General features: G+C 67.7%; 15 protein-coding genes. 3 read left to right on the plus strand and 12 right to left on the minus strand.

The features are described from left to right. Nucleotides 1-141: 141 nt before the first annotated feature. The 3 genes from P9849_RS15995 to dnaB all read right to left on the minus strand — a co-directional run bounded on the left by P9849_RS15995 (nt 142) and on the right by dnaB (nt 3,524). Entirely contained in the window at nt 142-750 is a 609-nt protein-coding gene (locus P9849_RS15995; RefSeq protein ID WP_347567926.1) for a hypothetical protein, read from the minus strand. 69 nt (nt 751-819) lie between these two features. Next, on the minus strand, nt 820-2,148 hold the full coding sequence (locus P9849_RS16000; RefSeq protein ID WP_278267688.1) for an MATE family efflux transporter: 1,329 nt from the start codon (nt 2,146-2,148) through the stop codon (nt 820-822). Beyond that, nucleotides 2,148-3,524, minus strand: a complete 1,377-nt coding sequence (dnaB, locus tag P9849_RS16005; RefSeq protein WP_066213631.1) for a replicative DNA helicase — start codon at nt 3,522-3,524, stop codon at nt 2,148-2,150. Before dnaB ends, P9849_RS16000 begins: the two co-directional genes overlap by 1 nt. Nucleotides 3,525-4,092: 568 nt before the next feature. Here dnaB and P9849_RS16010 point away from each other — a divergent pair. Further along, a complete protein-coding gene (locus P9849_RS16010; RefSeq protein ID WP_278267689.1) occupies nt 4,093-4,641 on the plus strand; it encodes a hypothetical protein in 549 nt (182 codons plus the stop codon). Between the two features lie 9 nt (nt 4,642-4,650). On the opposite strand, the gene P9849_RS16015 is transcribed toward P9849_RS16010, so the two are convergent. Then, nucleotides 4,651-5,292, minus strand: a complete 642-nt coding sequence (locus P9849_RS16015) for an FMN reductase (protein WP_278267690.1) — start codon at nt 5,290-5,292, stop codon at nt 4,651-4,653. A gap of 99 nt (nt 5,293-5,391) precedes the next feature. Between P9849_RS16015 and P9849_RS16020 the strand changes: the two genes are divergently transcribed. Then, nucleotides 5,392-5,814: a DUF1801 domain-containing protein gene (locus P9849_RS16020; RefSeq protein WP_278267691.1), complete on the plus strand. Its 423-nt coding sequence runs from the start codon at nt 5,392-5,394 to the stop codon at nt 5,812-5,814. Nucleotides 5,815-5,995: 181 nt separating this feature from the next. Here P9849_RS16020 and rplI read toward each other — a convergent pair whose 3' ends face one another. Genes rplI through rpsF form a run of 4 tightly spaced genes read right to left on the minus strand, consistent with a single transcriptional unit; the run spans nt 5,996 to nt 7,729 of the window. Beyond that, entirely contained in the window at nt 5,996-6,448 is a 453-nt protein-coding gene (gene rplI / locus P9849_RS16025; protein ID WP_066213620.1) for a 50S ribosomal protein L9, read from the minus strand. A 17-nt stretch (nt 6,449-6,465) separates the two neighbouring features. Next, nucleotides 6,466-6,705 carry a 30S ribosomal protein S18 gene (gene rpsR / locus P9849_RS16030; RefSeq protein ID WP_026820365.1) on the minus strand — a complete coding sequence of 80 codons (240 nt, stop codon included), beginning with the start codon at nt 6,703-6,705 and terminating at the stop codon, nt 6,466-6,468. Nucleotides 6,706-6,765: 60 nt separating this feature from the next. After that, nucleotides 6,766-7,368, minus strand: coding sequence for a single-stranded DNA-binding protein (locus P9849_RS16035; RefSeq protein WP_278267692.1), 603 nt, complete (start codon nt 7,366-7,368; stop codon nt 6,766-6,768). A gap of 55 nt (nt 7,369-7,423) precedes the next feature. Continuing rightward, entirely contained in the window at nt 7,424-7,729 is a 306-nt protein-coding gene (gene rpsF, locus P9849_RS16040; RefSeq protein ID WP_066213614.1) for a 30S ribosomal protein S6, read from the minus strand. A gap of 235 nt (nt 7,730-7,964) precedes the next feature. Between rpsF and P9849_RS16045 the strand changes: the two genes are divergently transcribed. Further along, nucleotides 7,965-8,612 (plus strand): DUF1345 domain-containing protein, encoded by a 648-nt coding sequence (locus P9849_RS16045; RefSeq protein WP_278267693.1) that lies wholly within the window; start codon nt 7,965-7,967, stop codon nt 8,610-8,612. Between the two features lie 86 nt (nt 8,613-8,698). On the opposite strand, the gene P9849_RS16050 is transcribed toward P9849_RS16045, so the two are convergent. The 4 genes from P9849_RS16050 to P9849_RS16065 form a co-directional block, all read right to left on the minus strand. After that, nucleotides 8,699-10,003: a M18 family aminopeptidase gene (locus P9849_RS16050; protein ID WP_278267694.1), complete on the minus strand. Its 1,305-nt coding sequence runs from the start codon at nt 10,001-10,003 to the stop codon at nt 8,699-8,701. A 106-nt stretch (nt 10,004-10,109) separates the two neighbouring features. Beyond that, nucleotides 10,110-10,835 (minus strand): response regulator transcription factor, encoded by a 726-nt coding sequence (locus tag P9849_RS16055; RefSeq protein WP_278267695.1) that lies wholly within the window; start codon nt 10,833-10,835, stop codon nt 10,110-10,112. Next, complete coding sequence (locus P9849_RS16060) at nt 10,828-12,129, minus strand: histidine kinase (RefSeq protein ID WP_278267696.1); 1,302 nt, start codon at nt 12,127-12,129, stop codon at nt 10,828-10,830. Before P9849_RS16060 ends, P9849_RS16055 begins: the two co-directional genes overlap by 8 nt. Nucleotides 12,130-12,133: 4 nt before the next feature. Next, a complete protein-coding gene (locus tag P9849_RS16065) occupies nt 12,134-13,036 on the minus strand; it encodes an ABC transporter permease (RefSeq protein WP_278267698.1) in 903 nt (300 codons plus the stop codon). Between the last annotated feature and the right edge of the window lie 7 nt (nt 13,037-13,043).

The following is a 13,043-nucleotide window of genomic DNA, read 5'->3' on the forward strand; positions in this document are numbered from 1 at the left end:
CTGAACGCTGTTCTTCCGGCTGCTGCCCGTCCACTGTCCAACTCCTGGCTTGTCGTGCGTCTGAATCGTGCAGCTTCCGCGGCTGCCATCGTGCGTGCCCTCGTGGCACTGGTTTCTACCTCGCGTAGAACCTCTACCAGTTTACGCGTTCAGCGATCCGGGGCTGCGCCGCGCATCGTGACGGAGGGTGAGCGCCGAGAGGATCCACAGGACGCCGGTCAGCACGGCGCCGCCGCCGGCCACTCCGAGGAGCGCGTGGGCGCCCAGTGAGATGAAGAAGGGCAACAGCAACGCGGTGCCGAGCCCGACGACGCCGGAGATCAGCAGATCCCGCCCGAGGGCCCGCGCTTCGCTGGACGTGCGGCGCTTGAGGAACAGCCCGACCTCCACCGCGCCGGCCACCGCCAGGGCCGCGGAGAGCGCCAGCGTGACACCCGAGTCGGTGTGCGGGTTGAGCACCAGGATCACGACGGCGGCGGCCGCCTCGGCGATCGCGGCCACCGTGAGCGGGGTGCGCAGTGAGTCGGAGGAGAGGCGTCCGAGCCACAAGAGCGAGGCTCCACTCGCCACCAGGTACCCGGCGGCTGCGTAGGCGTAGACGGCCAGGCTGGGCCCGACCCAGAAGACCGTGACGGCGCCGAACACCAGGGCCACGAGCGACCGGACCAGCAAGGGCGCCCAGAGTTTTCCGGCATCCCGCGAGGCACTCGGGCCCTCGACAGGCTCATTCTGGGGGAGTTCCTGGTCCATAGTCACGCCTTCAAGCTTAAAGCCGCGGCGATCAGGCGGCGAATCGGGCGACCGTCACGACGCTGAGTCTCATGCCCCGGCCACCATCCAGTCGTCCTTCCTGACCCGCCAGCCCAGCGTCAATGCCCTGGCGGACATATAACCGATGCCGAATGCGAGCCAGAGCCAGAACAGTCCCCACGGGCCCTCCTGCGGCGCCAGGAAATACACCCCGAGCAGGAGCGGCGCGTACACGAGGACGTTGACCACGCCCGCCAGGGCGAGATACCGCGCATCCCCGGCGCCGATCAGGACACCGTCCAGCACGAACACCAGTCCCGCGATGGGCTGCCCCACGGCAAGGACCAGGAGTGCGGCGATCAAGGACTGATGAACCCGCTCATCCGGGGTGAACAGCCAGCCGGCCCAGGGGGAGACGGCGGCCAGGAACACCCCGGTGATGACCCCGAACCCGAGGCCCCAGCGCATCATGGTGCGGGTCAGCTCTCGGACCTTCTCCAGTTGGTGAGCGCCCAGTTCCTTGCCGATCATCGCCTGGGCCGCGATGGCGAGGGCGTCCAGCGCGAAGGCGAGGAAGCTGAAGATGGTCATGGTGAGCTGATGAGCCGCCAGATTCACGGCGCCCTGCGCACTCGCCACGAAGACCGTCGCCAGGATGGCCAGGCGCATGGACGCCGTGCGCAGCATGAGCCACGAGCCCACCTGAGCCAGCGAGAGCACTCCTCGGAGGTCCGGAGCCATCCTGACCCCCAGCCGGGAGGCCCTCCGGGCGACCATGACGATGTAGACGAGCGCCATGAGCCACTGGGCGATGCTGGTCCCGAGGGCGGAGCCCGCCACGGAGAGGCCCATCCCGTACACCAGGATCCAGTTCAGCACGATGTTGATGCCGAAGCCCGCTCCGGCCACCACGAGGGGCGTGCGGGTGTCCTGGAAGCCGCGCAGGACGCCTGTCCCGGCGAAGACGAGCAGCATGGCCACCAGGCCCGGCAGGGACCACAGCAGGTACTCCGCCGCGAAACCGAGCACCGCCTCGTCGCTGGCTCCGAGGGTGGCCAGCAGCGGACGCGCGGTCCACAGGCCCAGCAGGGCGAGGACGACTCCGAGGACGCCCGCCAGCCACAAGCCGTCCCGTCCTGCGGCCAGAGCCTTCTCCGGATGCCCCGCGCCCACGAGCCGCGCGACGGCCGGCGTGGTGGAGTACGCCAGGAAGACCATGAGGCCCACCGCGGTGTGCAGCACCGTGGTGGCCAGGCCGGCGCCGGCCAGTTCCGCGACGCCGAGATGGCCGATGATGGCGGAGTCCGCCAGCAGGAAGAGCGGCTCGGCGATGAGCGCGCCGAAGGCCGGGACGGCGAGCCGGAGGATCTCCCGGCCCAGCCGCGCCTCACGGGCCATCAGAATCCTTCTTGTTCTGCGGCCATGTCCTTGAAGCGCGAGTACCGGCCCTGGAAGGCGACCACGAGGTCCTTGGTGGGGCCGTTACGGTGCTTGGCGATCAGGATGTCCGCCTCGCCGGCACGGGCCGTCTCCTTGTCGTACACCTCTTCACGGTGGAGGAGGATGACCATGTCGGCGTCCTGCTCGATCGAGCCGGATTCACGCAGATCGGAGACCATGGGCCGTTTGTCCGTACGCTGCTCCGAACCACGGTTCAGCTGCGAGAGCGCGATGACCGGCACCTGGATCTCCTTGGCCAGCAGCTTGAGGGCACGGGAGAACTCGGAGACCTCTTGCTGACGGGACTCGACCTTCTTGCCGCTCGTCATGAGCTGGAGGTAGTCGAGGATGACGAGCTTGAGACCGTGCTGCTGCTTGAGGCGGCGGCACTTCGCGCGGATCTCCATGAGTGTCATGTTCGGGCTGTCATCGATGAAGAGCGGGGCGTCGTTCATGCTGGCCATGCTGCCGGCGATCTTGTCCCACTGGTCCTGCTTGACCGTGCCGCGGCGCAGATCCTGAAGGTTGATCTCCGCCTCGGCGGAGAGCAGACGCATGGCGATCTCATTCCGGCCCATTTCGAGCGAGAAGAAGACGGTGGGCAGGTTGTTGGCGATGGCGGCGGACCGTGCGAAGTCGAGGGCGAAGGTCGACTTGCCCACGGCGGGACGGGCCGCGATGACGATCATCTGGCCGGGGTGCAGACCGTGCGTCAGCTCGTCGAACTCCCGGAAGCCCGTGGGGATGCCGGAGATGCCGCCCGTCTGGGTGCCGGCTGCCTCGATCTCATCGAGGGTCGGCTCCATGACGTCCTTCAGGGCGACATAGTCCTCGGTGGTGGTGCGCTCGGCCACGGCGTAGACCTCGGCCTGCGCCTGGTTGACCAGTTCTTCGACCTCGCCGTCCTGGCCGTAGCCCAGCTGGACGATCTTGGTGCCGGCGGTGATGAGCCGGCGCAGCACGGCGCGCTCGGCGACGATGTCCGCGTAGTAGTTGGCGTTCGCGGCCGTGGGGACGGTCTGCAGGAGCTCGTGGAGGTAGGCCGGGCCGCCGATGCGGTTGATCTCGCCGCGCTTGGTCAGCTCGTCCGAGACCGTGACGGCGTCCACCGGCTCGCCCCGCGAGTCCAGATCGAGGATGGCGTCGAAGATCGCCTCGTGGGCGGGACGGTAGAAGTCATTGCCGCGCATGACCTCGCTGACGCTGGAGATCGCGTCCTTGGAGAGGAGCATGGCTCCCAGGACGGATTGTTCAGCGGCGATGTCCTGCGGGGGAGTCCTCAGGTTGTCGTCTTGACGCGGGCCATCCACGGCCTCGATGGGCGCTACGGACACGGTTGCCTTCCTTTTTCCTGCTGTCTGTCAAGAAGATCTTCCCCGGCAGGACTGACAGAAATTCCGAGCCGACAGGCGCTCGATCTGACAGGTGGGTCCGGCCGGAGTGCGGCTCCCCCCTCCGACCGTTCCGGATCGGTCCAGGACGGCGGTCCCTCCCCGGATCACGGGAGGAGGGACACCCTGGAGAACCGACTCGGGGAATCGGTCGCGACGGCGGCCGCATCGCGCGGCGCGCGCCGTCCCGGGTGGAGTACCCACTCACGGTAGTCGGGTTTCCCACAGCCTCAAAGCCCACATGTCCTCACAGCTGTGGATAACTTGTGGATGACCGAGCCGAGCTTGTGCGCTTCCCTGGGTCCACTTGTGGGTAAGTGGGAGGGGCCGGAACCTAAAACGCACTCTGACCTGCGGAAATAGTGTCTACATCGTGTGGAGGGGAAGAATTTCCGGATATTTTTTCATCCACAGGCCGCAGCCCGGGATGTGGACAACCTGCTGCGCCCTCCCGGGTGAGCCTGTGAGCTGGGCTCATGCGCGGCGCGCCCGTCTGGAATAGGCTGGTGGCGTGGAACCTCTCCTGATCCCGCTTCTCATCCTGATCGCCGTCGTGGCCGTGGTTCTGCTGCTGGCCCGCCGCTGGAACCGCCCCGCGGAGCCCCGGGAAGACGTGGATCCTCGGGAACTGGCCCGGGAGGCCACCCGGGGGCTGAGCTCGGAGCAGCACCGCGCGCTGTACTCCCTGATCGCGCAGGAGCAGCTGATCGGTGCCATCAAGGTGTACCGCGAAGCCACCGGCGTCGGCCTCCGCCAGGCACGGGACACCGTGCTCGCCATGGCCCGCTACCCTCAGCCGTACCTCGCCGCGCCTCAGCCGGCGAACGCGGGCGAGACCGGAGAAGAGGACGCCCCCGAGGTGTTCGGCTACCGCTACCGCGCGATCGCGAGCAGCGGAGACACCACGCTCGAGGTGAGCAGCAACATGCTCAACGACCAGATTTACGGACGGATCCGGGAGCTCGCCGTCCAGGGCGAGCGGGAGCAGGCCGCAGCCCTCCTCGCCCGCCACTCGACCATCTCCCTCGACGAGGCCCGGGAGTTCGTCTCCCTGCTCTAGCGACCTGCCCTAGTGGGCCGAGATGCCCGCCAGGAGCTGCTCGAAGGGGAGGGACACCATGTCGTCCTCGCGCTGGCGCGCGGGAGCCTCCGCGATGATGCCGGCGAGCTCACCACCCGCGCGCTCGACCCGGTCGGCCAGCGAACCCCTCTGCGCGCCGTCGTCCGTGTTCCCCCAGTCCTGCGGACCCGCGAACACCGCGGTGGGCACCACGCGCGAGCGGAGGTAGCCGAACAGGGGCCGCATCGCGTAGTCCAGCACCATCTGGTGCCGGTCGGTCCCCGCGGTGGCGCCCAGGAGCACGGGGGTCCCCTCTAGCGCCTTCGGGTCGACGACGTCGAAGAACGACTTGAAGAGGCCGCTGAAACTCGCGCTGAACACCGGGCTGACCGCCACCAGTCCGTCCGCGTTCTCCACGGACGAGATGAGGTCCGCGAGGCGCGGTGCCGCGAATCCGGTGACGAAGTTGTTGGCGATGTCGACGGCGTAATCCCGCAGTTCCACCACCTCCACCTCCGACTGGATGCCGAGGTCGGTCAGGGAGCGCTGAGTCGCCGCGGCGAGCTGATCCGCCAGCAGACGGCTCGACGACGGCACGCCCAGGCCTGCCGAGAGAACCACGACCTTGCGGGGCTCAGTTGCTGATTCCATGTGATCCACACTCCCATAGTAGATGCATTTGCATTTACTTTCCTTAACGCGTGCCCTCTGGATCTATTCCCGGCACGCCGGCGGTGCTTGGATGGAGGCATGCACCCCCTCCACGCCGCCGCCGGATCCTCGCCCACCGAGGACCTGATCGCCTCCCTGGACCGCCCGGAGCAGCAGGCCGACTCCCAGACCCTGATCCGCCTGTTCGAGGCGCTGAGCGGCCATACGGCGGTCCTCTGGACGGGGAAGATCGTGGGTTTCGGTCAGTATCACTACCGTTACGAGAGCGGCCACGAGGGCGATGCCCCTCCGCTCGGCTTCTCGCCGCGGAAGGGGAAGTTCGCCCTGTACGGCCTGCTGGCCCACCCTGAAGCGGAACACCTGCTGGAGCGGCTGGGCAAGCACCGGCGCGGCGTGAGCTGCCTGTACGTCAACCGGCTCTCCGACGTGGATCCTGACGTCCTGAGCGAGCTCGCACGCCTCGGCTACGCCCATACGATGGAGCACGACCACCGGCCCTGACGGCTCCTCCGCGGCGGCGCAGGCTGCCCGCGAAAGTCTCCTGAAAGGTGACCTCGGAAAGCGGAGCGCCCCGGGAATGACGAAGGCGCCCCACCCCGAGGGGTGGAGCGCCTTCCGAAGTCCTGCAGCAGTTCCCTGGAGCCTCGCTGCGCTCGGTTTCGGGGAACTCCGTACTACGTGACTACTTGCTGGCCACGATCTCCAGGTTGACCACAGCGGTCACGTCGTCGTGCAGACGGACGTTCGCGGTGTAGGAACCGGTGGACTTGATGTGGACCGGCAGCTGCACGGAGCGCTTGTCGACCGAGCCCAGGCCTGCGGCCTCGACAGCGGCGACGACGTCGCTCGGCTTGATGGTGCCGAAGAGACGACCGGCGACGCCGGCCTTCGCCTTCAGGACGACCTTCTTGGCAGACAGGGCGGCAGCCTGGGCCTGAGCGGCCTCGAGGCTGGCCTGCTGACGAGCAGCGCGGGCAGCCTTGATGCTCTCGACCTGCTTCTCGCCACCGCGAGTCCAGGTCAGAGCGAAGCCGCGGGGCAGAAGGTAGTTACGGGCGTACCCGTTCTTGACCTCGACCACGTCGCCAGCAGCACCGAGACCGGTGACTTCCTGGGTAAGAATGAGCTTTGCCATGGTAGTGAATCCCTTCCTTAGCCGCGGCCAGCGCCGGAGTAAGGGAGCAGAGCAACTTCGCGGGCGTTCTTGATTGCCTGTGCGATCTTGCGCTGTTCCTGAACGGAGACACCAGTGACACGGCGGGCACGGATCTTGCCACGGTCAGAGATGAACTTGCGCAGAAGTGCGACGTCCTTGTAGTCGATGACGGTGATGTCAGCGGCCTTCAAGGGGTTGGACTTTGGTTTGGGCTTACGGATTTCAGCCTTAGCCATCGTGGAGCTCCTTTTCCTGGGAGCCCGTGGAGTGATCCACGGGATGGTGAATGTTGTGGTTTAGAAAGGCGGTTCGGAGTCCGGGCCGTTGCCCCAGCCATCGGACACACCCGGGGTCGCCCACGGGTCGTCCTGCGGCTGAGAGGCCGGACGCTGCTGAGGACGGCTGTTGCCGCCCCAGTTGCCACCCTGGTTTCCGCCGGAGGGAGCCGAAGAGCCCCCGCCCTGGTTGCCCCAGGAGTCGCCACCGTTGCCGGACTGGCCGCCGTTCCAGCCGCCGCCACCCTGACCGCCGGAGCGCTGGTTGCGGTTGACCTTCGCGTTGGCGTACCGGAGGCTCGGGCCGATCTCGTCGACCTCGAGCTCCATGACGGTGCGCTTCTCGCCTTCCTTGGTCTCGTAGGTGCGGCTCTTCAGACGGCCGCTGACGATCACGCGCATGCCCTTGGTCAGGGATTCTGCGACGTTCTCGGCAGCCTCACGCCAGATCGAAGCGCGAAGGAACAGGGTTTCCCCGTCCTTCCATTCATTCGACTGGCGGTCAAAGGTCCGCGGGGTGGAAGCAATGGTGAAGTTCGCAACGGCCGAACCGGACGGCGTGAAACGCAGTTCGGGGTCGTTGGTCAGATTGCCAATAACGGTGATTGGGGTTTCGCCTGCCATCTGCTTCCTCCTTGGGGTTCCTGCGAGAAATGTGGAGGACCGAAGTCACGCAGAATTACTCTGCGGAAACCTTCTGGTCTTCCGGACGGATGATCTTGGTGCGCAGAACGGTCTCGTTGAGGCCGAGCTGGCGATCCAGTTCCTGAGCGGTAGCGGGGGCAGCGGTGAAGTTGACCACTGCGTAGATACCCTCAGACTTCTTCTTGATTTCGTAGGCCAGACGGCGACGGCCCCAGATGTCAACGTTGTCGACGGTTCCACCGTCGGTGGTGATGACATTCAGGAACTTCTGCAGCGACGGCTCAACGGCGCGGTCTTCGACCTCGGGGTCGAAGATCACCATCAACTCATAAGGACGCATATGTGAACCCACCTCCTTTGGGCTGAACGGTTACGGTCTCTCCGTAACAGGAGGTTCATTGCGACTGTCGGTGGCCCGACCCTCCGATTGAGGGCAAGGCGCAACACAGACTTCACAATCTTAGTGCATTTCACGTCTCAAGCCTATTCGGCGTCTCCGCAGGAGGACAGGGAGGGCGTCCGTATGTGGATCGCTGCGACAGAAGGTGCTGTGGACCGGCGGTTAGCCTTGGGTCATGACCACCAAGAAACCGGTCCACCGGGCACGCCTGCGCTTCCTCATCATGCTGATCGTCGGGGTGACGACGGCCGTGATCGTCCTCCTCACGGGACACCCGGTCCAGGCCCCGGCGGCGGGCTGGGCGGCGGCCGCGGCCTCCTACGTGGGATGGGTGCTCTCCCGGACCATCCGGCTCAACGCCGCGCAGACGCGCGACCACGCGACGTCGGAGGACCCCTCCCGCGGCGTGACGGAGGCGCTGATCCTGAGCGCCAACATCGCGGCGATCGTCGCCGTCGCGATCCTGGTGATCTCCTCCCACCAGGGGGACGCGTCCCAGCGGCTGTCCAACGCCGCCCTCGGTTTCGTGACCGTGGCGCTGTCCTGGATGCTCATCCAGACCCTCTTCACCCTCCGCTACGCGGAGATGTACTACGGGGGCGGCACGGAGGGAGGCATCGCCTTCAACCAGGACGAGCCCCCTCAGTACACCGATTTCGCGTACCTCGCCACGAGCCTCGGCATGACCTACCAGGTCTCGGACACGAACCTGGAGACCACCGCCATCCGCAAGGAGGCGCTCAAGCACTCGCTGCTCTCGTACCTGTTCGGCACCGTGGTCCTGGCCAGCACCATCAACCTCGTGGTCAGCATGGCGTCCTGACACGCGCACCCTGAGACGTCGGCGGCCCCACGGAAAACCGTGGGGCCGCCGGCGTTTCAGGGAAAAGTCGCGGGAAGGAAGAGGCCTCAGACCGCCGTCCGGAAGAACAGCTCCGAAGCCTTCGCGAGCCGGAACGGGTCCTCCACACCGCACAGCTCGCGAGCCGAGTGCATGGAGAGCAGCGCGACACCCACGTCCACGGTCCGGATGCCCAGCCGGGTGGCCGTCAGGGGTCCGATCGTGGAGCCGCAGGGCACGTCGTTGTTGGACACGAACTCCTGGTACGGCACGCCGGCCTCGGCGCAGAGCCTCGCCCAGAAGGCGGCCCCCGTGGCGTCCGTGGCGTACCGCTGATTGGCGTTGATCTTGAGCAGCGGGCCGCCGTTCAGCACTGGACGGTTGGCGGGGTCGTGCCGCTCGGGATAGTTGGGGTGCACGGCGTGGCCGGCGTCCGCGGACACGCAGAACGACGCCGCCAGGGCCTGCCGCCGCTGGCTCACCGTGGCGCCGAGGCCGTCCGAGATCCGGGTCAGGATGTCCTCCAGGATCGGGCCGCAGGCTCCCGACCGCGAGCCGGACCCGATCTCCTCGTGGTCGAACGCCGCGAGCACCGCGATCGGGCCGCCCGCGGGAACCTCCGATGCGGCGTGCCGGATCAGGGCGACAAGGCCCGCGTGCGTCGCCGAGAGGTTGTCGAGACGTCCGGAGGCGAAGAATTCACCCTTCGCCCCGAACACCGCGGGCTGCTGCGTGTCCGCCACCACGACGTCGTATCCGCCGATGTCCGCGGGATCCACCCCGCCGCCCGGCACGCTCGCGGCGAGGACCGCCAGAAGGTCCTCCTGCAGCGGATCGCCCAGGCCGAACACGGGGTTCATGTGGTGCTGCTTGTCCAGAGTGAGACCGTCGTTGACCCCGCGGTCCAGGTGGATGGCCAGTTGGGGGAAGCGGAGCACGGGCCCCGTGGCCGTGAGGTGCTCGCTGCCGTCGCGCAGGACCAGGCGCCCCGCCAGGCGGAGTTCGCGGTCCAGCCAGGAGTTCAGGAGCGGACCGCCGTAGACCTCGACGCCGGCCTGCAGCCACCCGAAGCGGCCCGTGGTGGGGCGGGGCTTGAGCTTGAAGGACGGGGAGTCCGTGTGAGCGCCCAGGATGTTGAAGGGCGTGGTGGGTCCGGCGCCGTCGGGGGTGACCCAGGCGATGAGCGCCCCGTCCCGGACGACGTAGAAGGCGCCGGGACCGCCCGCCCACGGCTCGCGCTCGTCCAGCGCGGTGAAACCGGCGGCGTCGAGGCGGGCTGCGGCCTCATGGGCGGCATGGAAACTCGACGGCGAGGCGCTGACATACGCCCCCAGGTCCTGGATGTGTTCGGATGCGGTGGCAGGTGAAGACATGGTTCAAGGCTAGCCCCCAGCCGTCGCGGGCTCAGGAGTGACGGTCCCGCACCAGGGGAAACGACCACAAATGCGCACGAACCCGTGGGCCCCGCGACGGCGCGGCTCAGTAGTCCGGGTTGCTCGGGACCACGAGGCCGGTCTCATAGGCGTAGACCACGGCCTGCACCCGGTCCCGCAGATGGAGCTTCGCCAGGATGCGGCGCACGTGCGTCTTCACCGTCGCCTCGGAGAGGAAGAACTTCAACGCGATCTCACCGTTCGTGAGGCCCTCGGCCATCGCCAGGAGGACCTCGGTCTCCCGCGGCGTGAGCTCCTCCAGCATGGGGTCGCGGGGAGCCGTCTGGCCGTCTCCATGCCCCCGCCCCGCTCCACGGACGTAGGTCTCGAGCAGCCGCTGCGTCACCCGGGGCGCCACCACGGCGTCACCGCTTGCCACGACGTGCACGGCGTGGATGAGCTCCTCGGGGGCGACGTCCTTGAGCAGGAACGCCGAGGCGCCGGCCTGAAGTCCCGCGAAGGCGTACTCGTCCAGGTCGAAGGTCGTCAGGATGATCACCCTGGTCTCCGGGTGCGCGGCGGCGATCAGGCGGGTCGCTTCGATCCCGTCCATGCCGGGCATCCTGACGTCCATGAGCACGACATGCGGCTTCAGGGCGGTCACCTGGCGCACCGCCTCGGCGCCGTTGGAGGCCTCGCCCACCACGACCAGGTTCTCGTCGCCTTCAAGGACCAGCCGGAACCCCACGCGCAGCAGGGGCTGGTCGTCCACCAGCAGCAATCGCACCGGACCGCTCACGGCGCCACCCGTCTCATTCACCAGCTCAGGCATCGCCTGCAACCCCCTTGTCATAGTGCAGTTCCGCGGTGACCAACCAGCCTCCGGCCGGCAGGGCGGACGCCTGCACAGTGCCACCGTACATGCCGGCCCGGGCACGCATCCCCGGGATGCCCTGCCCGCTGCCGAGAGCGCTGGCGGCGCCTGCCGCGTACGCCGACCCGACGCCGTCGTTCTGCACCCGGATGTGCACGACGCCGGGCGTGTGCTCCACCACGGCGTCCACGCGGGAGAGCGCCTTGCCGTAGCGCAGGACATTGGTGAGCGCCTCCTGCACGATCCGGTGGACCGACAGCCGCAGCGTGGTGTCCTCAGGCAGGCCCGGACCCGTGAAGGTGAAGGTCAGCGGCAGCCCCGCCGTGCGGAAGCCGGTGACCATCCGTTCGAGGTCGTTGTCCCCGGTGAGAGGGGTCAAGGGTGCCGCGCCGTCCTCCTCGCGGAGGACGCCGAGAACCCGTCGCGTGTCCGCCAGGGCCGCGCGCCCCGTCCGCGAGAGCTCGGTGAGCACCTCGGCCGCCCGCTCAGGATCCCTTTTCAGCACCGTCGACGCGCCATCCGCCAACGAGACCATGACCGTCAGGGAGTGCGCCACCACATCGTGCATCTCCCGTGCGATCCGGCTGCGCTCGGCCGAACGGCCCCACTGGGTCGACTGCTCCGCCCAGGACGCGATCGCCGCTTCATACTGCCGCCGCTGGCGGACGGCGATGCCGAATCCGACGGCGATCACACAGCTCAGGTAGGTGGTGAGCACCACCGAGAGGCGCAAGGCGATGTCGCTGACCTCGGGGCCGCCGTTCGTGAACGCCTCCGCATACTGTTCGGCGCTCGTTCCGAAGACGTAGCGCCAGACCAGAGGAGCCGGCCCGAGGATCAAAGCGATGACCGCGACACGGCGGCGGTACGCGACGCCCACCGCATAGAGCGCGAACCACAGCCCGGCGCTCAGATTGGACGCCCAGAGATCGGTCAGGGCCAGGACGAACTCCAGCACCGCCACCACGCCGAAGACGATCAGCGGCGCTTTCCGCCGGAAGAACAGCGCCGCCGCGATCGCCAGGACGGCCACGGGGGCCAGCCAGGTTCCGCGCGCGGCGTTGCTGATCGTCGTCGCCAGGGAGAGCAGCAGGTAACAGACCACCACGACGGCGTCCATCACCTTCGGGTGCGCGCTGAAGTACCGGCGGACCGCGCCGCGGTGGCGGGCGTTGATCTCCGCCAGCGAAAGCGGCGCGGGCGCCGTCCCCGTGGGGGACGGCGCCGCGAAGGAGTCCTTGGAGCGGGTCACGTGCTCAGACGTCCCGTTTCTTCAGGACGATGAGCGCGGGAACGGCCAGCAGGACGACCCAGCCGAGCAGGACGAGGCCCGCGATGCCGGGGTCCAGCATGCCGTCGACGTGCCCGATGGCGAGGAACCGTCCACCGGACTGGCTCGGGAGGTACTGCGGGACGTACTTCCAGAAGTCACCCGGGATGAGCTGCATGAAGCTCCCGGCGAAGTCCAGGACGAACAGGAGCGCCACCAGAACCGTCACACCGCCGGCCGAACTCTTCAGGAGCGCGGCGAGGGAGAGGCCGATGATGGCCACGGCGGCCACGTACAGGCCACCCGTGAAGACGCCCTGCAGCACGCCGTCGGTGTCCCAGCCGAGATTGAATTCGGGCATGTCCGAGAAGATCGCCAGGGAGATGAGGAACGTGATCACGCCCGTCACCGTGGCCAGCACGTACCCGATCACGGCCAGGATGATGGCCTTGGCGGCGAAGACGGGCAGCCGCTTGGGAGTGGCCGACATGGTGGAGCGGATCATTCCCGTGGCGAATTCGCTGGACAGGAACAGCACCGCGAGGGAGCCGAGGACCAGGACGGCGATCTGAAGACCCGCGTTGGGCAGGTTGTAGAGTTCGAAACCGGATCCCGCCGGCAGGTTCGCCTGCAGTTCCGTCGCGGTGGGCTTCGCCCCGTGCTCGGTCGCCATGTCGATCATCTGCTGGAAGAAGGTGTGGCGTACCCAGGCCGACAGCGTGCCGATCCCGACGGCGGCGACCGTGGTGCACGCCAGCAGCCAGATGGTGGAGCGGAGGCTCCAGAACTTGATCCATTCGCTGCGCAGCAGGCCGAGGAAGCTCCAATTTCCCGTGGAGGTCTCCTTGGCGGGGGTGGTCTGCGTGTTGCTCAAAGTCTGTGTGCTCATCACTGTC

Source organism: Arthrobacter sp. Y-9, from assembly GCF_029690065.1.
Classification (GTDB): domain Bacteria; phylum Actinomycetota; class Actinomycetes; order Actinomycetales; family Micrococcaceae; genus Arthrobacter_E.